We start from the raw sequence: 26,201 nt of genomic DNA, 5'->3' as shown, positions 1-26,201 counted from the left end.
CGCCCCATTTTTTGGTCTATGATGTCGATTACTTTGTCAAGTATTCTGTTGTTCGAAGTTCTTTGTATTTGTACAGAATGATGCCCATCGCGATCAGTTCAATGAGTGGCATTGCTGATACCAGCATTGACCACGGAGATTCAGGTTTGATCGCGCCAGAAATGAGGATGTAATCCCACCACCAGTGTAGAAGAATCATCACTGTAATATTCTTCGTGTACATATAGAACACGCCGTATACAAGTCCGGCAAGGAACGTCATCAATAGTTGGGTGAAAGTGCTTTTTAGTGTCTGGCCCGCGATGAGGTTAAACGCGTGAAGTGCCGAAAATATTACAGCACTTACGAGGATTGTGTGAGCAGGAGAAACGTCTTTCAGTAAGGACGTGATCACGATCTTACGAAAAGTCAGTTCTTCTGAAATGCCCACGGCAAGCATCGCCATAAAAGGAACGATGAACGCCTTGGTAGCAGATGCCTGAGATATAATCACGTATCCGCCAACAATCACTGTAGGAACTAAAGAAATCAAAATAAGTTTCCATCCGAGCGGCTGTGATGGATTAGGAAGCTGGTAACCGTCACGGCTGAAGTAGCTGTAAGCTATTAAAACAACTGCCATGATTGCATGTGGTACAAAGATTGCATGAATAAACTCTTTGCTTCCATAAGTCGCACCTAAGCCATATTTTGCATATGCCAATACTGAGATTTCGAAAAGTGCGTAAAGGGCAAGCACTACAATATACGGTCGTGATGAAATCTTATCCATAATGAACCTTTCGTCTGAAAACGCCTATATATAGAGTTATTAGAACTCATCGTAGATGTCAAGAAACTGTTATAATGAACTTGTTCATATACTCACATACTCATGTTTTATGGTGAGCTAGATGTCGCATTGATGAGGGGTGGACAGTTCCACATAAGAGCTAATGTCTATCGGTGCTTCATCACTTGTCAAGCTTACTAAGTGTGATCGCCCACATCGATAACCGCAATAGTGTGCGTCAATGAAATACAGAATCTTGGTAGCACAAGCTGAGTAACCATTAAAAGAGAATAATGCCAAACTTACTCGAGTCAAAACTTTTTGCATCTAACCCCGAGTCCTTACTCGACAGCTCGCCACTAGCCCATGAGCGTAGGGCTTACAGAGATACAAAAATTCCCTCAGAACACAGCGGTATTCTGAGGGAAAATGGCGGTGACGGTGGGATTTGAACCCACGGTAGCTATTAACTACACAGCATTTCGAGTGCTGCACCTTCGGCCGCTCGGACACGTCACCTCGGCTTGTAATCCTATCGGTAATTTCCCGCAATCTACAACTCTGGCATCTCAGATGCTATCGACTTCACACGCAACGTCTGTTGGAACCAATCTTTTACCTGGTCGCTGGTCTGCGTCTCACATACTCCACCAATCACTTCAACCCTGTGCGGCAAACGTGCGTCCCTCAACACGTCGCGCACACTACCTGCCGCACCAGCCTTCGCGTCCCAAGCGCCAAAAACCACACGCGAAATGCGCGAATTTATAATCGCACCGGCACACATCGTACACGGCTCCAAGGTGACCACAAGCGTACAGCCACTGAGATTCCACCCTCCGAGCGTCGTCGCCGCAGCTCGTAACGCATTGACTTCAGCGTGACCTACCGGATCGGCGTCGGCCTCGCGAGTATTGAACCCCTCGCCCACCACCAGGCCATTGCTATCGACGACGACGGCGCCCACCGGCACGTCGCCAAGCTGTGCGGCGCGTTCTGCGAGAGTCATAGCATATGCCATGAGCTTGGATTCATTTTCAAACATATCTCTATGGTATTACCCTTAGCGGCCTAGAACACGGTACATTTAAGGTATGAAACTTCAGGTGATTGACCATCCTCTCGTAACCCATAAACTGACTGTGCTTCGTGACGAAAATACGCCGTCGCCAGTGTTTCGCCAGCTCGTTGAAGAGCTGATTATGCTGCTCGCATACGAATCCACGCGCAACGTATCGATCACGCCCAAAGCTATTAACACCCCGGTAGCGCCGATGACGGCCGCTAAGCTCTCGAAACCACGTCCGATCGTGGTTCCGATTCTGCGCGCAGGTCTCGGCATGCTTGAGGGTATGACGCGTCTGATGCCGACGGCGGAGGTCGGCTTCCTTGGACTGAAGCGTGACGAAGAGACGCTTGAGGCGATCACGTACGCCAACCGTTTGCCTGATGACCTCACCGATCGTCAGTGTTTCGTGCTTGATCCGATGCTTGCCACTGGTCATACGCTCATTGCAGCTATCGATTATCTCATCGAACGTGGAGCGAAGGACGTTACCGCGATCTGTATTCTTGCTGCTCCTGAAGGTCTAAAGACGCTTGAAGAGCATATCGGGGATCGGGGAGATGTGAAGATCATCGTTGCCGCAGTAGATGATCATCTCAACGAAAAAGGCTTCATTGTGCCAGGATTGGGTGACGCCGGCGATCGTCTTTACGGTGTGGTGGACTGATAGCGGACTGGTAGCGGGCGCCTGGCAGGGCGCGCACTCGCAGCACTGCGGATCAGCAGCGTCGACGACTAGGTGCGCAGTGGACTAATCGTTTTTAATTTGACTATTTATGGAGTAGATATGGGTAAGAAGAGCCGTCGTATTAAGGAAAACAAGCCAAAGCGCGCTCGCGTGCAATTTGTGGATCGTCCTTTTGAGGGGCTACCTTTCGAAGCTGATCTCGTGGCCATGAGTGAGATCATTCCGGCAGCAACACTGCCAGTGCGAACCACTGAGGAGCACGGAGCGGAAGAGATTTTGCTGGTCACGATGTTGCCACAAATGGTGGGAGCTATTCGTCGTTCGGATGGAAAACTGCTGGTGGCTGCGCAGACGGTAATGAGTTCTGGTGCTGCGTCCACTGATATTGCAGATCGAATCTTGTGGGGTCTTGAGCTGGAAAATGGCGAGACTTTCAACCAGACGGAACAGCCTGAGCCTGGCTCGCGTCTGCAAGATATTTTGGATCTGAGCTTCGAATCAAAGCTGCAACTCGAAGAAGATTTTGGTTTCTGGATTGGTGAAGACGAAGCTTCTAAGCCAGATGTGGCTGAGGCGATTAAGCAGACTAAAGACCAGATCATTCCAACTGCGCTGGTAGAGGGAGTGGAAGGTGCGTTCTGGACTCGTATGCAGCGCGAATTTGTACGTTGGGTACGCAAAGAGGACGAAGATTCGATTCTTAACGCCTTGGCTCGCTTGCAAACTCGCCGTGAACTTACTTTTGACGGCGCACGGTTCGTAGGTGCATTCCGGGCGCAAGGTCTGCTTATTCCGGTGTTTGAGCTGGAGCCAGGAACTGAAGCCAGCGAACTTTCACAGCCAATGGCTGAGTTCGACAAAGTGTTGACGGCCGAGATCGATTCGAGTGCAGCTTTGACACCAGATGAGCGCCGTGCAAAGGCCGGCATCGTTTCTCGTCAAGTAACTCTTCGCTAATCGATCACATAGATAAACAATAACAATGGCAGGTGCACGTTAGTCGCGTCGCCTGCCATTGTTATTACCCAGTCACCCGCAGCGGTAATATGTGAGTTTCCATTCTCCAATTGCGAAACCTTGCACATTTTAGGGAAACTCTTTGCAAAATCCGTATAATTTGATGTGTGAACGTACAAGAAAACCAGCGCATCGCCGTCGTCATCCCTGCAAAAGACGAGTCCGAAAGAATAGGTGCAACTATTCGCGCTGCTTGGGCGCTTCCACGAGTTGATTTGGTGATCGTCGTCGACGACGGTTCCGAGGACGATACGCAGAAGGTGGCACGCGCTGCAGGCGCCACAGTGGTGCGACATTCCCATAACCGCGGAAAAGCTTCCGCGATGGGCACAGGTGCGTCGGTGGCTGGAATGCGTGACGCCAAGGGTGCGCCGCCACGTGCGTTGCTGTTTTTAGATGCCGATTTGGGTGACTCCGCCGCTGAATGTGCACCGCTGATCGATCCGATTCTCACTGGTAATGTGGACTGCACAATCGCATATTTACCACCGCAGGCAGGCGCGGGAGGTCATGGGTTTGTGACGGGTCTTGGGCGCAAGGCGATTGAAAAACTTACTGGGTGGTCACCACAGCAGCCGCTCTCTGGTCAGCGGTGCATCACGCGTGCTGCTTTTGACGCTGTTCAGCCGCTAGCCACCGGATGGGGTGTCGAAGTGGGTATGACCATCGACCTCCTCACGGCAGGTTTCACAGTACAAGAAGTGCCGTGTAATCTTAAGCATCGTGCGACGGCAAACGACCTCTCAGGGCAGATTCACCGCGCTATGCAGTATAAAGATGTGCTGCTTGCTGTAAATAGCCGCAAATTGCGACGAGTTGGAGTTAGCAAATCACAGCGCAATTCTAAGCCAAGCATCGCGGGCGAGCCCTATAACTCCTACCAGGAGAATTAATCGGGCATCGCGAAGCGCTGCGTGATCCTGGCAGGTTACGCTTGCTTGCGGGCGTGCTAGCTTAGTTGCACAAGTTAGCGCCGTGCGCTCACTGCCGGTACCAACCATAGTGGGCCGCCAAAGAAAATTCCCATCATTGGTAGCACGAGTCCAGAATCATTAATCAACAATCCAACAAACACCATGGCGACGGTAGCCATAAAAGCTATCCACAGGTCGGCGGAAATGGCGGAGCGTTCAGCCGCATTAGTCATAGCGCCACCGGCATCTACGCTATCTGGGCGGATGAGAGAAGCAATGCCTGAGCGGTGCCGCACTGCAAACCATACGCCAACCAGCACCAACGGAATCACAATAATCCACACGAAAGTTGGCGCCGACGTCGTCATCCATTCGAATTTTCGAGCGATCACCTTAAAAACGTCGCCGGATACGATCGAATCAAAGAATCGGCCAAAATGTGACCAGTCCTCCTCCGGTTGACGCCAATCGAGGTAGGAAATACCGAACATGCCAGCGAGTCCGGCGCCGCCAATGAGCAGCAAGGAGACCCAACTCATTCTCCGCTGTGCCTCTAAGAACGCAATCAGCACAAAAGCTACAAACAATGCCGGAGGTCCGCCAAAATCAGCGCCAATACTTGGCGCGCCGTCGATTACCACGGCAAAAAATCCGATAGATAACAGCACCGCAATTCGTATCCATGACGGCGCTGAGCGGGCACGCATTTTTTCAAACAAATACCCGGTAATGAACAATATCGAGGTGGCGAAAAGTACAAATGGTGCGTTGCTTAAGCCGTAAAAACGTCCGCCGGACTGCGGTTGGTCACCCATGATCGAAGAAAAATGCAAAGGCGAACCCAGCACCGCATCAACGCTCAGAACCACTGTGGTAACAGCAGCGATACAGAACGAACCAGCACAAAGATCCCTTTTCGTGATGAATAAAGCGATTGTTCCTAGCAACGCGGCCAGAAGCACCACGAATAAGATCAAAAATATGTGAGCATGGGGGAGGCGCCACCACGGGACTAAATTGAGCAAGAACGTGGAAATCGGCAGTGCCGCAACTATAAGCAATCCGAACGCAACAAACGACGGCGCGCGCCAGCGTCGTGCTCCCAGTTCCGGTGCCGTTTCGCTTGGTTCTTCTGATGATGGTTGAATCTCGTTAGCAAGCTTTGTTGAACGTGAGCTCCGGCGTCGCACATAAAATAGCGCTACGGAAATGAACAACAACGATATTGCCGAAAACAAAATATAAAAAGGCCCTACAGCAGGGCGAACTGCCGTCGCGCGTGCCTCAACATCGGTGAAGTAGGTGAGGCGTTCTTGCGCAGAACGGTCGTCGATAGCGAAGCGGATCGGGCTACCGGTGAGGCTCGATATATTAGGCAGTGCCAATAGCTTGCCTAAGGTCGGCAATACGTCGGTGAGCTGGACAATTCCTGGTTGGCGGGTTGAACTGGCATGAGCAAGCGCGCCGGCACCAGTCTGCTCCGTCTGTGGCGTGCGCACCGCGAAATATTGCATTTGCGCGGTGATCTGATCTGAGTCGGCAACAGAGGCAATCAGCACGGTAGCGGCCGGATCGATCTTGGCAAGAACGGTTCCCAAAGCTTTGTCAATCTGCTTCACGCTGGCCATGAGCTGCTCGGGAGCTTGTTGAGGCTGGGAAAAAGCAGCTTTAAGCTCAGATCCCGCTTCGGCATGATTTTCCTGACCGAGTGGCCAATCAGGGTGGCGGGCGTCGCCGAGATCCACAACTACGATGTCATACTGCGACAACGGCGCCTTCATATCTTCCACACGCGGGAAATAATCGCCAGTTACCTGCCCAGATTCGTCTGCTACAGCAAGAGCAGCGCCTGTGCCTACCGCTGCAACACGTTTTCCAGCGCTCTTAAGCTGCTTGCCAAATAATCCAAGTGTCGGATTGTAGGCATTTGACTCATTTGCGCCAACGTAATCAGCCCAGTTGCTAATCGCCAGTGTACGCCCTAATTGACCAGTGGCTTTAGGCTCAGGAAGAAGCGCACACGAATCGCCATTCGCACGCGCCGAGGTAGTGCGCATACCAGTATTAACGGTGAGCCAGCCGTCGTCAGGGCAAGTAGTTGTATCGAGCGTGCGCACAACATTGTTTGCGCTCGCGGCTTTACCGGCAAATTCGGCGAGGTGAGGCGTGGTTTGCGGATTGACGTAGGACCACTGCACACCAGAAAAACCGATGAAGACGACGGGCGAGTGGTTTGCTTCTTTCGAACCTTTAGTATTGCTCGCCGCGCTCAAAGCTTGAGTTTCGCTCGTCGGGCGCAATAATAGCGCACCAAAAATCGCACAAATTGCTACTACAACAGCAATAAGGAGCATTGCTGGCGATTTTCGGCTAAGTATTGGTTGGCTCACGTGCGGGAGTCTACTTTCTAAGCGGATTTCTAAGCGGAAAACAGGCTTTGGTGGAAAACATCATAATCTAGCTGCGGCATTGTCAACCACGAAGGTAGCTTTGCAGTTTAATACGCACACTTGGATCATATTTCCCAATCCAATCCTACGATACTCAACTACTGTTTCCCGATCTCATTCACTTTCCGCATAGTATTCACTGGGAGCGCTTCGTTTCTAAAAGCATTACAGTGGTAAAAAGCTAAGCACTGTGAGGAGAATATATGGATGGCGTAACTACATCGGCGCACGCGGCTGCCACAACCAGCCCAACCCGTTTCGCATTTCTCGGTCCGCGCGGCACTTTTTGCCAGCAGGCGCTCAATGCCATCGCTCCTGAGGACTCCAATACCACGCATATTCCTGCAATTGACGCTCCCCGCGCAATAAAAATGGTGCGCGAGGGCGAGGCTGATTTCGCCGTCGTCCCTATTGAAAATTCGGTCGAAGGTGGCATCAACGCAACTCTCGACACCCTCGCACAAAGCGCCGACCTGATTATCGGTGCCGAAGTACTGCAACAGATTTCCTTCGTGCTCGCTGTTCGCCCTGGAACGAAGCTTGCGGGCATTAAGCGGCTCTCCACTCACAACGCCGCCTGGACGCAGTGCCGAAACTGGCTCCTCACCCACCTGCCCGACGTCGTCCATCTTCCGGCGACGTCAACCGCAGCAGGTGCCAAAGGCCTCACGCTTCCTTACGACGACGCCGCATACGACGCCACGCTCGTCTCACCTCTCGCAGCGCAACAGTATGGTCTCGAGGTGTTGAGTGCGGATGTGGCCGATAATCCCGACGCCGTCACTCGCTTCGTGATGATAGGCGCGGCTGGCGCAGTGCCGCCGCGTACCGGATCTGATAAAACGACTTTGATGGTGCAGCTACCTACAGATGAAGCTGGTGCTTTGCTTACGCTGCTCGAACAGTTTGCAGCTCATGGGGTGAATCTCACCCGGATTGAGTCGCGTCCGATCGGAGATTCTTTGGGTCGATACGCGTTTTCTATCGACGCCGAGGGGCATATTTTCGACGAGCGGATTCAGTCCACGCTGGTTGCTTTGCATCGCGTGAGCCCCAAGGTGACTTTCCTTGGCTCGTATCCCTCGGCAGCTGGCGTGAAAACAAAACTCTTGGCAGGTACCGCAGATAGCGATTTCCATGCGGCACGAGCTTGGGTGAAAAGCCTGGTCAGCCGATCAATGCCGAGTGCGGATGTAGAGTGACTGTGGCAAAACTTCCACGGTGAAGTCCTGGACGACGCCGAGCACATCGCCGTCGAGCTGTAGCTGCTGAGGTCTTTCCAGGGCTACGCGGCACTCGCGAATGCGCCGTGTGGTGATGTGACCAGCTACGACGTTTTGTTTGATGAGGTCGTGCGCTTGGAAGCCGATTCCTTTGAGGATCACGCGGCGCGCTAGATCGAACCAGCCGAGGATTCCTCCGCGCACGTCAAGAACTGCCAAGTCGAGCCATTGATCAGCTGGATCGGCATGAGGTTCGAGCACGATTCCGCCGGTGAGTTCGCCGCAGTTGAGGAACATCACCGAGCGGGCCTCCACGTCTACCGGCTGCCGATTGGCCGAGAGCTGCAATTGCGCTTTGAGCTTGGAAGAAAAAAGATGTGTGCCTGCAGCCTGCACATATGCGAGCCAGCCGATCCGATCTTTGAGTTCTGACTTGGTAGAGTCCATCAAATCGGCATCGAATCCCACACCGCCCATCACCATAAAGGCATGATGACCAGCTGGTGCGGCCGAGCCGTCGTCTGTCTGGTTCTCTGATTGACTCTCTATTTGGCTTTCGCTCAACGTTTCCTCAATATTGATGCGTCCCACATCGAAACACTTATTGATGCCAGTGAGAGCGATTTGCGCAAGATCTTTGATGGACTGAATCGGGAAATCTAGATTTCGGGCCAAAAGATTGCCAGTGCCAACAGGCATAATGCCGAGCGGTGTGCTGGTGCCAGCGAGTACTTGCGCAACGGCACGAACCGTTCCATCGCCGCCCGCAGCAATAACAACGCAGGCACGGTTGTCTAACGCATGGCGAGCCTGACCAAAACCAGGGTCCTCCTCCGTCGTCTTAATCCATACCGGTTCAGGCAAACCGGCGGCGTCGGCCGCACGCACCAGCTCTTCGCGGATTTTGCGCCAATCGGCAGTTTTGCTGGGATTGTAGATAACGTGGGGCGGGCCGTCGAGAATCTCGCCGGCGGAAGCTTCGGCCTCTAGCAGCGCAGTCGCGCTCGCTGGCTCGGAGGTGGGCATATTCGCTGGCTGAGCGGCATGTGGCTTTCGCAGCATATAGTACACAGCAGCGGTGGCGCCAAGGGCAATCACAGCGAGAACTAAGGCGATGATAGAGATGATGAGTTCAGGTCTCATGTTACTAAGCGTACGTTAAAACCAGTGTTTATGCAGGGAATCTCGCGTGGCTTCGCAGTGGAATTGTGAACAGTTCGGCGTGCAAATTAGCCGATAAAGCCCAGAGCGCCTATCCTTAATATATGATCGATATCCGCATTATTCGTGAAAATCCTGAGGCAGTTCGTGCCTCCCAACGTGCGCGTGGCGCTGATGAGTCCGTTGTAGACGTGATTTTGAGTGCCGATGAATCGCGCCGCAAGGCACTGCAAGCTTTCGAAGATCTTCGTTCGGAGCAGAAGTCGCTTTCACGAACGATCGGTCAAGCCTCTGCTGACGAGCGCCCAGCAATTTTGGCTAAAGCTAAAGAGCTCTCGGAGCAGGTCAAGGCGTTAGAGGCCGAGTCCAACGCCGCCGATCAAGCCTTCACGGAGGCGATGTTCAAGCTTCCAAATCTTATTGAAGACGGCGTTCCCGCAGGTGGCGAAGATGATTACGTGGTGCTCAAACACGTTGGCGAGCCGCGTGATTTCGCAACGGAAGGTTTCGAACCAAAGGATCACCTCGACGTCGCCGAAGCGATCGACGCCGTAGACATGGCTCGCGGCACCAAGGTAGCTGGCTCTCGTTTCTACTATCTGAAAGGCGTGGGTGCGCGTCTGGAGCTTGCTTTGCTCACGGCCGCAGCCGATCAGGCAGAGAAGTACGGCTTTACTCTGCTCACCACGCCAACGCTCGTAAACCCAGACATTATGGGTGGTACTGGCTTCCTCGGTGCTCACGCAGATGAGATCTACTATCTCCCGGCCGACGATCTTTACCTCACAGGCACGTCTGAGGTGGCGCTCGCGGGTTACCACAAGGACGAAATCATTGACCTTACGCAAGGACCAATTCGTTATGCTGGCTGGTCTACCTGTTACCGACGTGAGGCTGGATCCTACGGCAAAGATACTCGCGGAATCATTCGCGTACACCAGTTCAATAAGGTGGAGATGTTCTCCTACTGCGACCCTACCGACGCGCTTGAAGAGCACGAGCGCTTCTTGGCCTGGGAAGAAGAAATGATTGCCAAGGCTGAGCTTCCTTATCGCGTGATCAATACTGCCGCTGGTGATCTTGGCTCTTCAGCTGCGCAGAAATTCGATTGTGAAGCTTGGCTTCCTACGCAGAATCGCTACATGGAAGTCACCTCTACCTCGAACTGCACGACTTTCCAGGCGCGTCGTCTCAACACGCGTTTCCGTGGTGAAAACGGCACGAACGCCGTCGCCACTCTCAACGGAACTTTGGCCACCACGCGCTGGCTGGTGGCGATGCTTGAAAACCATCAGCAGGCCGACGGCTCGCTCTATATCCCTGCAGCTTTGCGACCATACATGGGTGGTCGCGAGGTTATTGAACCGGTTAAGAAGTGACAGCACCACGGTCTGATTCTTCTGGCGGACTGCCGCCACGCACTGCTCCAAACACTGCGTGGCGGGAGGCAATTTTGGCTGCTGAACTGCCAAGCGCAGGGCCGCAGCTGATGGTTGCTCTCGATATTGACGGCACGATTCTGCACCACGACACTTCCCTTTCTCCGCGCGTCAAAAAGGCCATTGCGGCGCATCTAGCTGCTGGAACGAATTTGGTGATCGCTACCGGGCGCGGCATTTCCGGGGCGCAAGTGGCGATGCAGCAATTCGATTTTTGCCGTGGATATGCGGTGTGTTCCAACGGGTCAATCGTGTTGAGTGTTGGGGGAATCGCGCCGCAAGAGAGGACGACGCCGGTGGCCGACGTCGTGAAAGAAGCTACGCCCGAGGTGGCGATAGTTGCGTCCAATACTTTTGATCCGCAGCGGGAAATTGAGATTATTTCCAAGGCGTTACCTGATGCTGTTATGGCAGTTGAGACGCTTGATCAGGCGCGAAAGATCACCGGGGAATTTCCGCCCGGTGAGCTCACGGGGCAGTCGGTGATTGTGCCTCTTGCGCAGTTGAGCGATCCACACGCAACGCGTTTGACGGTGCGTGCCCCGCATTTGACTGCCTTAGAATTGCTCGACGTTATGGATGACCTGGGCTTACATGGCATGGAATACGCTGTGGGTTGGTCGGCGTGGATGGATATTGCGCCGGTGGGAATCTCGAAAGCTACGAGCCTTGAATATGTGCGAAATGTCCTTGGCGTTGACGCCCGCCACACGGTTGCGGTGGGCGATTCAGGTAATGACTGCGAAATGCTTGCTTGGGCTGGCGTTGGTATAGCGATGGGCAATGCGCCGGAGTATGTTGCCGCGTATGCAGATGCAATGACCGAAGACGTGTACCTTGACGGGTGTGCGCTCGTGCTTGAGGAATTGCTGGGCTAATCATGCGACGCAATGGCATGGGATCTCGGAAACTGTTTGCGGATACAGGTGCCAGAACACTTCTGTTTGTTGTAGCGTTTTTCCTGCTTGTTGCACAATTATTGCTCGGCGGAATGCTGAGAGTGCAAGCGGTTGCTGATACAGCGGCTACCACGAGGACGGGCGCTGCGGACGCGCCGAGTATTACGAACTCTCCGGCGGCTGCGAACGCCACCAAAAAATCCGTCGTCGTGATTCTTACCGACTCTCTGAACTGGGATTATATCAATGCGCGGAGCACTCCGGCGCTCGCGCGATGGGCCAGTTCCGGCACGATGTTCAACGTTATCCCGCCGTCGTTATTGGATTGGACGTGCCCGATTGATCTTGCCATGGCGATGGGCGCGGGCGGTCAAGTGTCAAAAACTTCTGTATCACTGCGGCCAACATGTGTGGAGCCGAGCGTATTTCCAGGATCAGAGTTTCTCAATTGGGCATCAATTGCTATTCGGTCAGCTGAGGAATCGCCCCATTTACAGTTAGGTAGCTTTGGAGACTTCCTCGAACATAGCGGAATAACATACGTGGCGCTAGGAAAACAGGCAGCGTATATAACCGCTAACCGCCACGGAAAAGCGCCGCAGAGTTATCGAGATCCTGCGTTGGGCAATGAGTTGTTCGCTAAACAAGTACGAGATTCTTCGCTCTCTCACCAGCTCACAATAGTAGATGCATCGATTAGTAATTTTGCACTAGATCCAGATCGCCAAAGCGCCGCCAACGAAAAATCGCTTTTTATCACGCGCTTGCCAGACAACGATCCGGAGACGCGAGCCGGAGCAGACTTCCTACCTGCGCAAATTTATCGCGATATTCAAGCTAAGAATAACGCCGAACGAGTTGATGCGCTGATGGCAGGACTAGAACCAGGCACGACGGTTGTTTTTGCGTCACTGCAAAGCCTGGGATCGGCCGAACAGATGCAAGCTGGCTTTATTTCCAATGGCATCAGCGCGCATCCACAAAACACAGTGGCTTGGAGCGCTCAAGTGCGCCAAACAGGCAATATTACTTATGCTTCGCTGTTGCCTACAGCTCTTGAGCTGCTCAAAGATGCCGGAGTCGGTGATGTACCGTCGCCGTCCAACACCTCGATCCCTGCTTTTCTTGGCAGCAGCGTCGCTAAGGTTCCGCTTGGTGATATTTCCGCTTGTAGCGCCGATTCTTGTTTTGAGTATCGCCGTACGAACCTAGCCGATATGGCACTCCAAGCTGGTGAAATACGTAAGGTTCGTGGAGGATTTTATGTGGAAATGACGTGGTCGGCGATTATTTTCATCTCCACGTCGTGCGGACTGCTTTTTGGGGTTTTCCGCCATTCGACGCGTGTTCGCGGATTTGTAGGCGAGGGTGAGTTTGCCGGCACGGGTAAGGCTGCAGGTGAGGATAAGGTTGCGGGTACTTGTGAGGTTGCACGTGCGGGCAAAGTGGCTCGCTTATGCAACTCTTCCGCTGCATGCAAGCTGTACCAGATTAGTGACTCGCTCAGTGCCCGCCTTCGCAAAACATGGGTGGCTGTAGCGCTCGGAATCATGGGCTTGACAATTTCGAGCGTGCCGGTGGCTTCTCATTTCGTCACGATGGTATACAGCTGGTGGCGCGCAGCCAATCCACAATCGGCGATTATCACATCCACGTGGCTTCTTGCGCTCGCAATCGCAGTAGCAACGTTCTTCTTGTTCCGTTTTAATATTCTTCTTCCGCTTGTGGTGATCGGAACGCTAACGGGAATTTCCCTGGCTATCGACACAGCAACCGGCGCGAAAGTGATGTCCGATGCGCCGATGGGATTTAATACTCTGCTTGGCGCACGGTTCTATGGTCTAGGTAACGAGGCATTCGCCCTGCTATCAACGGGTATGCTGCTCTTTGCGGGGTTTGTGGCTCACTGGCTCATTGGGCGCGGATGGTCTCGAACGATGGCGGCTCTCGTGAGCGCAGTATTTCCGCTGGTGGCTTCGGTGATCGGTGTTTGGCCCACAATGGGTGCCGATTTCGGTGGCGCGCTCGCTTTTGTGCCGGCGATTGCAGTGTTTGTGATGCTCGTGAGTGGGCGGATTCCGTCGGTCAAAAAGGCAGGTGTTCTTGCCTTATGCGGTGTAGGCGCCGCTTTTGGTGTTGCTTTTGTTGATTGGATACGTCCGGGTTCAGCGCGTACTCATTTGGGTAACTTCATTCAGTCGATTTTGGACGGCGAGGCGAGTGAAATCATCGTGCGCAAGATTTCTGTGAACCTCCGCCTCCTCTTTACCTCGTCCCATCGTTGGGTGACGCTTGCAGGTTTGGCGCTGATCGTCGTCGTCATTATTCCCGCAGCTCGTGCTATGTATTCGAAACTTCTCGACTCCGTTGCGGTATGCACGCTGATTTCAATTGGAACCTGCCTCGGCATCGCGTTCGTGATGAATGATTCGGGAATTGTGTTGCCGGGGATGGGCTTTATTCTGCTTCTTCCGGCGCTTGCAGCAGGACTTTGCCAAATACCTCGCCGCGAACAAGCGCTGCATGGGCATCGTGAACCTGCGCAAACGGGTAAATCCGCTCAATCACTGGCCTGATTTTCCCTTCTTCGACGAAAGGAAGAACGTCTTGTGCCACGCGTTGCTGCACATCAATTCGTTCAGACAGACGCCGCGAACGCAGGGTAGTGCCAATGATTGAGCCGCGTCTGACCATCAGTCGCGTGAGATTGAATTGTGGCCGCGTGCCGCCTTGCGTACCGATGATAACGATTTTTCCGCCGTCGGTGAGGGTGCGGATATTAGCGTCAAGCCCGCTACCTCCCATAACGTCAAGCACGACGTCGATACCTGCGCCGTCGGTATGCTCACTCGTCCACTGTGCGAGTTGTGTTTCCTCAGTGAGCTCGTGGTAGTCGATAGCGTGATCTGCGCCAAGATCGAGCAGACGCTGGACGCGAGGCGCGCTTCCCGCCGTCGTTAGTACTGTGGCACCCCACGCTTTGGCGAGTTGGACTGCGTGAACACCCACCCCTCCAGAACCGCCGTGAATGAGTACGCGACTCCCTGCCTGCATTCCACCTGCTAGCACGAGATTTGAATAAGCTGTGGCGAGCGCTTCGGGTAGCGCGGCGGCGTCGGTGAGGTTGATGTTGGTGGGGATGGGATAGGCGAGGCGAATATCGACAGTGACGTATTGCGCGTAGCCGCCTCCTTGCAGTAAAGCCATGACCTGTGCCCCGAGGGTTGCGCAGGGATTGTGCAACAGTTCCGGATCGAGCGTGCCAATCGCGTCAACAACGCCGGAGACTTCCAGACCGAGAATGTCCGTAGCACCTGGTGGGGGCGGGTATTTTCCTTCAACTTGGAGGATATCGGCGCGGTTGATGCCCGCGCTGGTTACTTTGATGCGGATTTCGTTGTGGCCGGGCTCAGGTACAGGAACGACTTCGATTGTGGGTTGTTCGTTGACGGTGCGAATAGCTTTCATATTTACATCTTGCCAAAGTTTGGGTGAGTAAGGGAATGCTGTTGAGGGAATTTGAGAGGGGCGGAGTTAGTGTGATTTCTGGCGGGAAACTGAGATCGGTGTGCGCGAAGTTTTAACTTGGCAGTTTTTCGTTTAGAATCGTAAGGCACGTTATTGTGGTGGCGCGTTGATCAGAGCGAACTTTTCGAAGCGAGTAGATCAGCGGCTTAGTGACGTGCAAGGAGAGTTGTCAGAGCGGCCGAATGAGACGGTCTTGAAAACCGTTATGCGGCGATCCCGCATCGGGGGTTCGAATCCCCCACTCTCCGCAAAATCCCCGCTGAATCATTGATTTGGCGGGGATTTCGTCATAATTTTGAAGTTCCATGGGTGCTGAGGGGTGGCAGATGTGCCCTATAACCCTAACTTTGGCTCTGCAAATATTCGGCAGGCGTACGGATACTCGGCAGGCGTGCCCTAACTTTGGTGCTGGCTTATTTATCGCGCTATATAGCGTCGATGCCTAAAGAATCGCCTAAATTAGGGCAAACAAACTCCGCCAGCAACACTGGAATAGGGCACTTTGCCGTTATGTAGTAATGCCAGTAAGCCAGTGACCTTAGCGTATGCAGACGAAGCCTTATCTGCACCTTGCTCTCTGCCGGCTAGCTATGTATCTGTTGGCGCGCTATCTATATTTACCTACTTACTGGCTGTTGCCGCAAAACCTTTCAGATTTCTACCCAGCCACTCGTACGCCGGAATCGAACTCTGCCGGTAAATCTCCCACCGGTGCGTGCTTCCTGAAATTTCGTATTCGGTGAGCTCAGTAGGGGATTGAACATTTTCTCGAAATTCTTCGTAACTGTCTCTGAACAATTCGTCTTGCTCACCTGTCACAACAAACAGTTTCACCGCAGGCTTGTTTTTCGCTATCTCGGTGAGGAGGTAGCGCGGATCGTCTGGATTGTTCCATTCGTTCCCGTCGTCGTAAATCGGCGCGAAATAGCCCGCCTTAATAATTGCTGCTCCAAATATGTCTGGGTGGCGCATCGTTAACATGGCGCTGCACCAGCCACCTGCCGAATATCCCTCGACTGCCCAGTAGTTGCGATCGTGAACGGTACGGAAATTTTCGTTGATCCACGCAGGTAGAATCGACGTGAGCCACGTTTCCATAGCCACGCCGGGCACGTCCATGCACTCGGTGTCGAGATTTTTTGGAAATGGTTCCGGCACAACAATAATCGCTTCGGCGTTCGTGCCGTTTCGAACCGTCTTGCCATAATAACGGTCTACATCGAGCGCGTCACGGTACTCTAATACAGAACCGGGGATGCCGTGCAGGGCTATGAGCACTGGATATGCCCGATTGGTGTCCGTGAGGTACGACGCCGGAAGGTAAATGAGCGTTCGCCCGTCGCCGTCCTCGCCTTGACCGTCAATCGTGGCGCGAATCCAGACGCCACGCTTTTCTTTCTGGTACTTCGCAAAGGCCGGGTTGTGGAGAGGATCCTTTTGGAGCTCGCTGAAGTCGACCGGCGTCGAATCGAGAACGAACGACGCCGATGCGATACCTTTCGCGAGTGTCGTAGCGTTGCTTTCAAGTTTTGTAGACGGCTGTGACGGCGATCCTGAACGCGGGCCTGATGCTGTCGATGGTGTGGGCGAATCGCCCGTATCGGCGTGAGGAAGTATTGAATTTCCTGTCACAACGCGAATTGTGGGAGTGGAATCTGTTTTGTTGAACAGATCGTTCCATGTGCCGTACCAGACTGAATCCCGATTGGCGGCAAGGAATAACGCTACTACTGCTGATAATGCGCACAGGGTTACAAAGAAGCCTTGTTCAGCGAAGTGCCGCGCACTCAGTTTGAAAGATTCGTTCGTGGTGGTGGATTTGCGGAAACGCCGTTTCCAGATGGTAGGGATGCCAACTATCACCCAAAGTGCAGAGAAAACGAATATGCATATTGCTATGACGAGCGGTGCTGTGTCACGTAAACCGAAGCTGAACATTGCTGTTCCTTAATTCTGGATTTGGGAGATGGGGAAGGTTGCAGGTGAGATGGGCGGGCTAGACGATTCCGAGTTGGGTGAAGAGGGCATGCCATGACGGAAACATCATGGTGTGGCGATTGGCGAGGATAGTGACGACGGCGATGGCACCAATGCAACACAACAGTAGGCTGATTAGCTGGGCAAAGTGGTGAAAGGTTGTGAATGTCCAGGTGGGGAGTCGCGGAGACTTTCCTTCTTGAATGAGGATTTCTCGCCGTTTAGTGTTGCGCATCCATACGGAGGGCAGGCCAAAGATGGTCCACCCAAAAATGGCTACAGTGGCTACGATCACCACGATGATTGTGGAGGTATCTGTTAACCCGAATGTGTGCATAGCCGCATTCTATGGCAATATCCGAAATTTGTGAGGTTGAAGGAATTTGTTCGAACGTGCAGGAAGTGTGAGGTTCGAAACTGGCGATATCTGAAAAAATGAGAATATACATCGTTTAGTTGAAAAATTAACTATATCTCATTTGGTTGATCTGTAACCTTATTTCGGAAATGTTATGATTAGGTATAATTGAATTCTTTCATACGTCTCGAGTAAGGGCTGCGAAAAGTTGCTGAACCCTACAGGCGTGCGGACGTGTTCGGAAACAGATGATCGATACGGTCATGTGTTTCGGCGATTAATGACGGAAAAAGTCCAAGTAATAGAGCAAAGCAAATAGGTGGACTTTAGCTGCAACGCCCTGCATTATATAAATCTTTTCATTCGGAATAATTCGGAGTTCTTATGTATCAGCGCCCAAAAAGTGGTGAGCCTGAAAACTTGGCCTCGCCATCTTATTCAGTTTCTCAGCGCGCACTGGCGTTTCTCAGTGCGCTTATAGTATTTTTCACGACGATCATCACAGCGTTGGTTGTTGATTCCACACATTCAGCGCAAGCCACTCAAGAGCAGCCGGGTGCGGATGTGCTGAGCGTTGGCGCAGTGTACGGGCAAATGGGTCAGGTTGTAGTTAATGACAATCCGACGCAGAATACGCCTGATTATTCGTGGGAGGACTGTGTTCGGTATGGTTACGGGTCGGGTACGTATGCGACTACGACGGTGTCGCCATATTGGCAGATCGCAACGAAACAAGATTTATGGTCGTATGTATCGCGTGGCTTCAGTACTGCGTGTTCTCCCTATATTTCTGTGGCAGATACATCGGCATTAGGCTTCCGTGCAAATAATCCTGGCAATGTTAAGGCGGGTTCGCAGTTCTTAGTGGGCACGATGCGCCATAATAACTTCCCCATTCAAACCAAGCACCGCTTTGTGCATGGCTCAATCGACCTCAGCATCAACGGAAACGTTGAGAGCTTCCCTTTCGATCAGGAAGAAACTCCGAACAACGAACTTCCGTCGGTAGTTAGTCGTAGTGGTGGCGCTTATATTTATTTTGCGTCTCCAATCGGGCAGCCTGGCTCGTACTTCTGTTCCAGTCCAAGTGTTCTCGCTCAGAATGAAAATGGCGACTGGGGTTGCTACAAGTACATTGGCGAGGGTTACGGAACCTTCGACATGTATGTGGATACTGATGTGTATGGCGGCTTCGGCATCGACAATACGTATTACTACTATTACGGTGCCAAAGGCCGTGCTGACCTTAACCCTGCTTCCGACGATATTCTTCGTATCAACAAAACAACAGCTACGAAGATCGTGATTGATTCCAACGGAGTTCCGTACCGCCTCGTGCTGTGGGGATTTGTGCCAGACGCTGATGGCACTTGCCCTGATACTCCGCCAGCAAACTCTGCGCCCGTCAATACTTTCACCACCAAAGAAGGGCAAGTTTCCTATGGCTGTTTGTATGGCTCGTTCAACCAAGAGCGCATACTCACCATCAAAAAGACTGCCACCGCAGATGCTAATTCACAGAGTGTGGCTATTCCAGAGTTTTCGTTCTCCGAAACTTTGGGTGTGAAGTCTGCTGAAGTTGCAGGCTCGCCGTCTACTCTTTCGTCTAGCAAGACCTTTTTGAAGAACGGTTCGATCCCGAATCTTAAGCCCACTGCGCTCGGCGATTCAGGCACGGCTCAATCCGAGTCCTATTCCTTCCTCGTTGGACGCAGCGATTTCACGATCACTGAGGACGCTCCCACTCCGCTCGGAGGTAAAGATTCTACTGGCTGGCGTCTTGATTCCATGAAGTGCGTCAATGCTGCTGGCAGCGACGTTCCGGTGGATTACGACGTCACCCGTCGGAGTATTAATTTCGAACGAGTAGGTCTCGCACCAGACACACAGAGCAATGCAATCACTTGTACGTTCCACAATGTGTACGAAGCGAAAACCAAGCTCACTTTGAAAAAAGAGCTCTCGGGAAGCTACCCAAGCACCGTGACCGGCAAGGAATGGACGCTCTATGCCACCGGCGTCTCTGAAGATCAGGTCACCAAAAACACCACGCTCTCGGGCGTGAGTGGCACAAACGAATGGGTGCCCTCGGGAACCTATGCTCTCTCTGAATCGCCGAACGACAAAGTTGTGGGCTTCACGCAAAAGTCCTTGGTCTGCAAGGATGTGAAGGGCACAGACGTTCCGATCACCGATGGTAAAGTTAAGCTCGCCGACGGCGCGGACGTCACCTGTACCTGGAACAACGAGTATCGAACCGGTTCGATTAAGCTCACCAAGATCCTCAAAGATCCTGAAAGTGGATTTACAGGTGGTGCGCAAAAAGTCTTTAACGTGAACTATCAATGTGGAACGTTCAATGGCACCACGTATGCGGGCAAAGTTCAGCTCGCAGCAAATGAATCGCAGATTATAGACAACCTGCCGGAAGGTGCTCGCTGCCAGATAAGCGAGGATCAGCCGAGCGGGAACGTTAAAGACACCTCCTATACTTGGGCGAAACCGGCGTATGATGTGCTCTGGTTGCAACCCAATCCCATCAACATCCCAGAGGCGCGCATTACCAATACCCTAACGCGCAATATGGGCGTGCTCGTGATCCACAAGGAGGTAGCGCCGGCCGATTCCTCTGTTCCGTCAAGTTACGTGGGTACCACCAAGTTCGCGATCAAGTATTCGTGTACGACGTCGGGCGCACCATTTGAGGGAACTGCCAATATTCTCGCTGGTAGTAGCGAGTCTGTGCCGGTTCCGGCCGGATCAACCTGTAGCGTTACCGAGGATAAGCCGCAAGTGCAAACTGGCGAGTTTTCCGCGCCATATTTTGTGTGGAAAGATCCGGTTATTGCGCCGCTTACCGATGCCAATGGGCAGCAGACGAACGTAGTAACTCACAACGGCACGCTGAAAACCACGGTGAAGAATACCTATGAAGTAGATAAGCGCAAGCTCACTATCAAGAAGACAGTGGTGGGTCCAGGCGCAACCGGCGATAGTGGCTACACCGGCAACGACTCCAACACTTTCGCAATTGATGTGAAGTGTGGCGATAACTTCTCGTACACAGTGAATGTTGCCGCTAATGGAACGCAAGAAATTAGCGCTCCACGTGGTGCTAGCTGTACCGTGACCGAAGCCAAGACGGACGCGAATTTCAACGAAAGCCTGCTCAAAGCCGACTTCGATTGGAATCGGGACGCCACAAAGTACCTTGATAGCACCAATAAACCTTTGGATAACAATACGGTGACGGTTGCGGATGACGGTTCGAGCGTCGTCGTCGTGCAAAACGAAACAATGAAATCTTATGGCGGTATTGCAATCGCAAAGGTAGTAGCGCCAGATTTGAAGCCGCTGAACTCGAACGCGAAGTTCACGTTCACGGTGAGCTGTAACGCGCCTGCTCAGGGCGAGTCACAGAACTATACAGAAACTATCTCGCTCGCAGCCAATGAAGTGTGGAGAAATACGACCAAGAAAGTTCCAGCTGGCACAGACTGTACTGTTACCGAAACGGATCTAACGGGTAAATCAGATGGTCTCGTTGATGAATCCTATCGATGGGCCAGCACAGCGTGGAAGATCGAGTATGGCCAGGAGCATAACGGCACGTCAGGTACTACAAATAGTACTGTGGTGACTGCTCATGCGCAGTCGGCCGACGTCGATCATCCATTCCCGCGTGTGACGTTTACGAACACCTACGAGCGCGTTTATGGCACGTTCTCGGTGAACAAAGAGCTCACCGCACCAACTTCAAATCCAGATGTTGGATCGAATATCACCTATTCGGGAACTTGGCAGTGTAGCTACGCTGAGGGCACCGAAGTAGTTTCTGGCACGTGGTCGCGCGTTGGCACGGGGCTCGCCACCTTGGCAGTGACCTCGGGTGGTGCCACACTCTCCAGTGATGCAACCGCAGTAAATGTGCTGCTTGGATCGCGTTGTTCGGCTACCGAATCGACGCCGCCTGCTCCGGTAGCTGACAATCCGTCGTTCTACTGGTTGCATACGACGCCGGGAAGTGCGGTCACGATTTCGAGCGAGAACGCTAATCAGTCGCTCGCAATCGACAACCATATCGAGAAATACACCGCTGGTATCACCCTGAGCAAGCAAGTTGAAGGTGGCGAAGCGGGCGTGGCATACGATGCCCAAGCCCAGTTCAGCTTTGACTTCACCTGTAAGTCGATCAGCGGAATCACTTACGAAAACACAGACCAGAAGCTCACAGCTGATGGAACGATGACGCTCAAGGCCTCGTCAGGCCAAGATATTGCTGCTGGTTCTACCTGTACGATTAGCGAATCGGCAACTATGCCCACTGCCAAAGATCCTTATCGCTGGGATCAGGTGAAATTCGCCGTTTCTGGTGTGGGTGTGACGAATGTGAGCACTGCTGATCGTAGCGTTACGTTCACACTACCTGCGGATAGGGCTGTAGAGGCGGCCGTTTCAGTAACAAATGTTATGTCTGAACACCGTGGTCAAGTTACAGTCAAGAAGACCGTAGACACTCAAAATAAAGCTCAGGGCTTTGTGGGTGCTGGTCAGGCAATGTTTACTGTGAACTTGCAGTGTAGCCTTCCCGGTGACACGGCTACAACCTTCCAGCCAGCCACGATTGCTGATGATGGCACCACAACGTTCGATGTGCTTCTTGGTTCGTCGTGTTCCGTAGTGGAGACGACGCCGTCGGGCGGCTTGAAAGATAGCTCGTATGTTTGGGGCGACTATACGTCGTCGCACAATGGAACGCCAACCTCCTCAACCGATAACCGGTTGCTCGTCAAGAACGACGGCGATAACGGCACGTTTACCGTGACGAACAAGATCGAACGTGCCTACGGAACGATGCAGCTCAGCAAGGAAATTGTGGGAGTTGATCTGGCGAGCAACTACGGACGTGACGTTACATACTCGGGAACGTTCCAATGTACACATGAGGGCGATGCCCCTGTTAATGGAAGTTGGAGTATTGTTGGCCCAGGAACGGTTGCGATCACTGCACAAGATTCTGCAGGTAATACCGTTGATCTGACTAAAGCCAATACGCTTTTGCCGTTGAATTCAACATGTGTGCCAACTGAGGCTGCGCCGAGCGCAACTGCTACGAATCCGAACGCGGTGCCCGCCGTCGGCGATCCGTCCTATGTGTGGGGCAAGTCTGGTGCTACTGCTGACGTGATCTCGGCAATCGTTGAAGCAGATCGAACTAATTCGATGATTGTGAAGAACGAGATTATTCATCAGGAATCTGCGGTGAATATTTCGAAGACTGTAGCGGGCGAAGTGACCGGCATGCTCGATCCGCAGCAGAAATTCACGATCAACGCTACCTGTGTTGACGAGGCAAAAGATTCCTTCGATCCGCGCACGATTGACGTGACGAACGGTGGCACAGCTGCGTTCCGACGGGCGGTGCCACGTGGCTGGACCTGTACGCTGTCGGAGGGCGCTCTTGGTCAAGACCTGCTGAAAGACGTTTCGTACCGGTGGGGAACGCCGTCGTACCAGGTGAGTGTGAACGGGCAGAACATCGCGTTGACGAACGGAACTACCTTTGTGGTGCCAATGGATGCGCAGAGTATCAATGTGACAGTCACGAATCAGATTGATCGTGTGACGGGCAGACTTGATATTTCGAAGGCATATGGCCCAGCTGCGCAGACTGCTGGAGATAAGGCCGTGAAGGCTACCGCGGAGTTTAGCGGCACTTACCGGTGTGTTTATGCTGGTCAGGAAATCGCAAAGGGTACGTGGACGCGCACTGGCACAGGTTCGGCGACGCTCACGAATTCTGATGGCACAGCACCGGACGCACTGCCATTGACGACGTCGTGTACGGTGTCTGAGAATACGCCGGCAGCAGATGGTCTGGTAGATAGTTCCTGGACGTGGGCGACGCCGTCGATCACCTACCCGGTTACCGATGGAAACGCCGCCACGGCGACGATTGATTCTGCCAGTAACGCAGCTAAAGCTGTGGTAACCAATGATGTGACGCGCGTATATACGCCGGTGGAGATTTCGACGCAGTTCGAGGGAAATCCGGCGGTACTCACCGGTGGGCAGCAGCTCACGGTGGCGTGGCGCTGTACTGCACCGAATGATCCTACCGATCTTCTTGAAGGATCTGTTGTATTGCCAGTGGTGGATGGAAAGATCCGCTTAACTGATGCGGCAGGTGCGGACATCATTCCGGCTGGTTGGAATTGTAGAGTGCGTACCGAAGCTCCAGATGTAAATGCTTTCAAGGATTCATCGTGGTCGTGGACGGAGCCAGGCTATCGCGGCGCTTACGCTACCTCGGGTACGAACCCGGATTTCGAAGTGAAATCGGGATTGTGGTCGGTGCCAACGAGCACCTCTGGTACTGCATATTTGCGAGTTGTGACCAAGGCAGTTCGGGAATACGGTTCGATCAACGTTTTGAAAAACGTGACTGGTGACGTGCAAAAATCCCTTCAAGCTACCACTGATGCGCTCAAGAATGAGTATGTGGGGCGTTGGATGTGTACGGCCGAGGACGGAACTGTGAAGACCGGATCTTGGTATTCGCTTGGTGGTGGCGATGCGCAGATTCTTTCTGATGCGGGTGATACCCAGATTTTGGCGGGATCGAGCTGTTCGGTAACGGAAAATAGCCGCCCAGCACAGCCGGTAGCGGTGGATGCGTCATACGAGTGGACTGTGCCATTGGCAAACGTGCCGGTGGAAGCTGCGCCGGCGGTAGTTGGCGTGGGCACACTTGCGCAGTTCGCAGTCACTAACGATACGAAGCGTTTCTTTAGTGAGCTTTCCTTGGCTAAAGCTCCGATTGCCGGTGCTGCTGAAGGCGCAAAGCCGGATGGAATTTACAAGGTTGGGTTCATGTGCCGTGCTGGTGATGGCACGGTGGTGCACGATACTGTGGATGTAGTTGCTGGTGGCGCTCGCGTGTCTACCGATACTGTGATTCCGCGTGGCGCCGCCTGTAGTGTGGCCGAAATTCCGCCGGGCTCAGATGTGACAAGTCTTGGAGGAGTGCCCATTGATCGCACAATTACTGATTTGAATGTGATTGATCCTAACAAGTACCAGTGGGATCCTACCGTCCGGTACATGATTGATGGTGGAGCTGTGGGCGATGAAATGCACGATGGCTTGCACAATACCTTTACCTTCGATTTGCTGGGAGAACGTACGGATATTGATGTTGTGAATACGCTTAATCCAGCGGCGCAAGTGGAAAAGACCTACGTTGGCACCAGCCAAAACATGGTTAATGGTGCGTGGGATGGCACATGGAATGTGGAGTATTCGATCAAAGTGACGAACCCGTCGGTTAATGGCGCGACTAAGTATTCGCTCATTGATCGCCCGGAGGTACCAGCAGGTGTAATGCTCAAATATGTGAAGGTGACGTTCCCTGATGCCAACCCTACGGATTCGACGCCGGCTGCTACGAAGATTTTCCGAACAAATGCGAATGTAGCTGCTGGTGAAGAGAATTTCGTGGATCACGGCGGGAAGCTGGATGCGGTTATTGTGCCTGAGCCAGTGACTTTGCCGGACGGCACAGTGCGCGACGAGCGTCGTGAGCTGCGAGCTAGCGATCCGGCGTCGTCTGAAACTTTCACTGTGGTGATGAATATTTCAAACCCGAGTGGCGACGGCGTGCTGCGTCCGGATCAATTGCCGCAGGTCAAAGAGAAATGTACGGAGCGCAATGCGAATGAAGTTGTGGATCTGCACAATATTGCGTTCGTGACTTCTGCTGGTATCACGGTTAATGACGGGGATTGTGGCGCAGTGCCGAGCAACTTCTCTGTGGAGAAGAAGAATATCGGTGCTGGCGATACAGGAGCTGGCGTGGTCGCGAAGAATGACGACGGCACGTTCACCGCGCGTTACGAGGTGAAAGTAACGAACCGTTCGACGTCGGTGACCTCGGGTATTTTGAAGGATATTGCGGATACGATGACGATGCCTGACTCTGCCATGATTCGTGAAGTGGTTGTTACGGAGCAGCGTCCGGATGTGCATGGCGGCACGGTTACGGTGGAGCCAGTGAAGCGCGACGACGTTGTGGCTGGTCAAGCTTGGATGCTTGCTAAAGCAGATCCGTTGAGTGAGATACCTCTAGGGCCTGGTGAATCGCGAGTGTTTGAGGTTGCCGTGACGTTCGCGGTGGATCAACAGAGTAGTGGATACGACTGGAAGAAATTCCAGTGTGGATCGAATGATGTGTATGGGAAGCCGTTGGGTATCCATAATGTGGTGAGCATGGAATTTGATTCGGACGGACAGGGTAATAATGTGGCATGTCAGAGCGTGGACTTGCCGCACCCTGCTGTGGATCCGGTGCCGCCTACTCCAGAACTGGATTGGCTTGCTCGGACTGGTTCGGTAGTGCTGGTTCTTGGTCTGGTGGTCTTGGCGTTGCTAGCAGGTGGATTTGTGCTTTCGCGCAGGTCACGAGCTGGGCGGTAGTGCCTAATGCAGTGAGAGCATAACTTGCTGTGAGTTAATTGGCCGGGGTGGGGTTTCGGCATCTTTCTGATGCCGAAACCCCACCCTATGGCTGTTATGCAGCCTATCTCTAGAGTATACGAGGCATTTCAGAAAATCCTCACACTAGAAACTACTATGGAAGTGTTACCTTTTTTGTGTATCTATCGTTAACAAGAGTGACCTTCAGGTACTTGGGTAAGGAATTATTCCCCA

15 protein-coding genes and 2 tRNA genes are annotated in these 26,201 nt (G+C 52.9%); 9 read left to right on the top strand and 8 right to left on the bottom strand.

Features of this window, described 5'->3' with window-relative positions:
• Window positions 1-28: 28 nt before the first annotated feature.
• The 3 genes from EZJ44_RS01725 to tadA form a co-directional block, all read right to left on the bottom strand.
• Window positions 29-772 carry a CPBP family intramembrane glutamic endopeptidase gene (locus EZJ44_RS01725; protein WP_131279481.1) on the bottom strand — a complete coding sequence of 248 codons (744 nt, stop codon included), beginning with the start codon at window positions 770-772 and terminating at the stop codon, window positions 29-31.
• 430 nt (window positions 773-1,202) lie between these two features.
• A tRNA-Ser gene (locus EZJ44_RS01720) sits at window positions 1,203-1,291 on the bottom strand.
• 34 nt (window positions 1,292-1,325) lie between these two features.
• On the bottom strand, window positions 1,326-1,817 hold the full coding sequence (tadA, locus tag EZJ44_RS01715) for a tRNA adenosine(34) deaminase TadA (protein ID WP_241658547.1): 492 nt from the start codon (window positions 1,815-1,817) through the stop codon (window positions 1,326-1,328).
• A gap of 49 nt (window positions 1,818-1,866) precedes the next feature.
• Here tadA and upp point away from each other — a divergent pair, with 49 nt between their 5' ends.
• From upp to EZJ44_RS01700, 3 genes are all read left to right on the top strand, one after another.
• Window positions 1,867-2,505 carry a uracil phosphoribosyltransferase gene (gene upp, locus EZJ44_RS01710; RefSeq protein ID WP_131279479.1) on the top strand — a complete coding sequence of 213 codons (639 nt, stop codon included), beginning with the start codon at window positions 1,867-1,869 and terminating at the stop codon, window positions 2,503-2,505.
• 120 nt (window positions 2,506-2,625) lie between these two features.
• The gene (locus EZJ44_RS01705) at window positions 2,626-3,483 is read left to right on the top strand and encodes a DUF5926 family protein (RefSeq protein WP_131279477.1); all 858 of its coding nucleotides are present in this window, start codon (window positions 2,626-2,628) and stop codon (window positions 3,481-3,483) included.
• 167 nt (window positions 3,484-3,650) lie between these two features.
• Window positions 3,651-4,436: a glycosyltransferase family 2 protein gene (locus EZJ44_RS01700; protein WP_241658546.1), complete on the top strand. Its 786-nt coding sequence runs from the start codon at window positions 3,651-3,653 to the stop codon at window positions 4,434-4,436.
• A gap of 74 nt (window positions 4,437-4,510) precedes the next feature.
• Here EZJ44_RS01700 and EZJ44_RS01695 read toward each other — a convergent pair whose 3' ends face one another.
• On the bottom strand, window positions 4,511-6,847 hold the full coding sequence (locus tag EZJ44_RS01695; RefSeq protein WP_131279475.1) for a hypothetical protein: 2,337 nt from the start codon (window positions 6,845-6,847) through the stop codon (window positions 4,511-4,513).
• A gap of 263 nt (window positions 6,848-7,110) precedes the next feature.
• Here EZJ44_RS01695 and pheA point away from each other — a divergent pair, with 263 nt between their 5' ends.
• On the top strand, window positions 7,111-8,109 hold the full coding sequence (gene pheA / locus EZJ44_RS01690) for a prephenate dehydratase (RefSeq protein ID WP_131279473.1): 999 nt from the start codon (window positions 7,111-7,113) through the stop codon (window positions 8,107-8,109).
• Here the strand turns inward: pheA and EZJ44_RS01685 are convergent.
• Complete coding sequence (locus EZJ44_RS01685) at window positions 8,083-9,273, bottom strand: diacylglycerol/lipid kinase family protein (protein WP_131279471.1); 1,191 nt, start codon at window positions 9,271-9,273, stop codon at window positions 8,083-8,085. The genes pheA and EZJ44_RS01685 overlap by 27 nt on opposite strands.
• 122 nt (window positions 9,274-9,395) lie before the next feature.
• Here EZJ44_RS01685 and serS point away from each other — a divergent pair, with 122 nt between their 5' ends.
• The 3 genes from serS (at window position 9,396) to EZJ44_RS01670 (ending at window position 14,205) form a co-directional block, all read left to right on the top strand.
• Window positions 9,396-10,670 (top strand): serine--tRNA ligase, encoded by a 1,275-nt coding sequence (serS, locus tag EZJ44_RS01680; RefSeq protein WP_131279469.1) that lies wholly within the window; start codon window positions 9,396-9,398, stop codon window positions 10,668-10,670.
• Window positions 10,667-11,608 carry an HAD family hydrolase gene (locus EZJ44_RS01675; protein ID WP_241658545.1) on the top strand — a complete coding sequence of 314 codons (942 nt, stop codon included), beginning with the start codon at window positions 10,667-10,669 and terminating at the stop codon, window positions 11,606-11,608. Before serS ends, EZJ44_RS01675 begins: the two co-directional genes overlap by 4 nt.
• A 113-nt stretch (window positions 11,609-11,721) precedes the next feature.
• Complete coding sequence (locus EZJ44_RS01670) at window positions 11,722-14,205, top strand: hypothetical protein (protein ID WP_131279467.1); 2,484 nt, start codon at window positions 11,722-11,724, stop codon at window positions 14,203-14,205.
• On the opposite strand, the gene EZJ44_RS01665 is transcribed toward EZJ44_RS01670, so the two are convergent.
• A complete protein-coding gene (locus EZJ44_RS01665; protein WP_131279466.1) occupies window positions 14,087-15,097 on the bottom strand; it encodes an NAD(P)H-quinone oxidoreductase in 1,011 nt (336 codons plus the stop codon). The two genes, EZJ44_RS01670 and EZJ44_RS01665, sit on opposite strands and share 119 nt — an antisense overlap.
• A 220-nt stretch (window positions 15,098-15,317) precedes the next feature.
• On the opposite strand from EZJ44_RS01665, the gene EZJ44_RS01660 reads away from it, so the two are divergent.
• Window positions 15,318-15,405, top strand: a tRNA-Ser gene (locus EZJ44_RS01660).
• Between the two features lie 373 nt (window positions 15,406-15,778).
• On the opposite strand, the gene EZJ44_RS01655 is transcribed toward EZJ44_RS01660, so the two are convergent.
• The gene (locus EZJ44_RS01655; RefSeq protein WP_131279464.1) at window positions 15,779-17,095 is read right to left on the bottom strand and encodes an alpha/beta hydrolase; all 1,317 of its coding nucleotides are present in this window, start codon (window positions 17,093-17,095) and stop codon (window positions 15,779-15,781) included.
• Between the two features lie 58 nt (window positions 17,096-17,153).
• On the bottom strand, window positions 17,154-17,471 hold the full coding sequence (locus EZJ44_RS01650; RefSeq protein WP_131279462.1) for a hypothetical protein: 318 nt from the start codon (window positions 17,469-17,471) through the stop codon (window positions 17,154-17,156).
• A 405-nt stretch (window positions 17,472-17,876) separates the two neighbouring features.
• Between EZJ44_RS01650 and EZJ44_RS01645 the strand changes: the two genes are divergently transcribed.
• A complete protein-coding gene (locus EZJ44_RS01645; protein WP_131279460.1) occupies window positions 17,877-25,967 on the top strand; it encodes a DUF5979 domain-containing protein in 8,091 nt (2,696 codons plus the stop codon).
• The last annotated feature ends 234 nt before the right edge of the window (window positions 25,968-26,201 follow it).

The organism is Arcanobacterium bovis, from assembly GCF_004331995.1.
Lineage (GTDB): Bacteria > Actinomycetota > Actinomycetes > Actinomycetales > Actinomycetaceae > Arcanobacterium_A > Arcanobacterium_A bovis.
This window is presented reverse-complemented; position numbering and strand designations above follow the sequence as displayed.

Excerpts from the sequence above, each read along its gene's own strand:
- EZJ44_RS01665 (WP_131279466.1), bottom strand. The coding sequence starts at position 15,097 with ATGAAAGCTATTCGCACCGTCAACGAACAACCCACAATCGAAGTCGTT.
- EZJ44_RS01645 (WP_131279460.1), top strand. The coding sequence starts at position 17,877 with ATGTATCAGCGCCCAAAAAGTGGTGAGCCTGAAAACTTGGCCTCGCCA.
- EZJ44_RS01705 (WP_131279477.1), top strand. The coding sequence starts at position 2,626 with ATGGGTAAGAAGAGCCGTCGTATTAAGGAAAACAAGCCAAAGCGCGCT.
- EZJ44_RS01725 (WP_131279481.1), bottom strand. The coding sequence starts at position 772 with ATGGATAAGATTTCATCACGACCGTATATTGTAGTGCTTGCCCTTTAC.
- serS (WP_131279469.1), top strand. The coding sequence starts at position 9,396 with ATGATCGATATCCGCATTATTCGTGAAAATCCTGAGGCAGTTCGTGCC.
- EZJ44_RS01655 (WP_131279464.1), bottom strand. The coding sequence starts at position 17,095 with ATGTTCAGCTTCGGTTTACGTGACACAGCACCGCTCGTCATAGCAATA.
- tadA (WP_241658547.1), bottom strand. The coding sequence starts at position 1,817 with ATGTTTGAAAATGAATCCAAGCTCATGGCATATGCTATGACTCTCGCA.
- EZJ44_RS01670 (WP_131279467.1), top strand. The coding sequence starts at position 11,722 with ATGCTGAGAGTGCAAGCGGTTGCTGATACAGCGGCTACCACGAGGACG.
- EZJ44_RS01685 (WP_131279471.1), bottom strand. The coding sequence starts at position 9,273 with ATGAGACCTGAACTCATCATCTCTATCATCGCCTTAGTTCTCGCTGTG.
- pheA (WP_131279473.1), top strand. The coding sequence starts at position 7,111 with ATGGATGGCGTAACTACATCGGCGCACGCGGCTGCCACAACCAGCCCA.
- EZJ44_RS01650 (WP_131279462.1), bottom strand. The coding sequence starts at position 17,471 with ATGCACACATTCGGGTTAACAGATACCTCCACAATCATCGTGGTGATC.
- upp (WP_131279479.1), top strand. The coding sequence starts at position 1,867 with ATGAAACTTCAGGTGATTGACCATCCTCTCGTAACCCATAAACTGACT.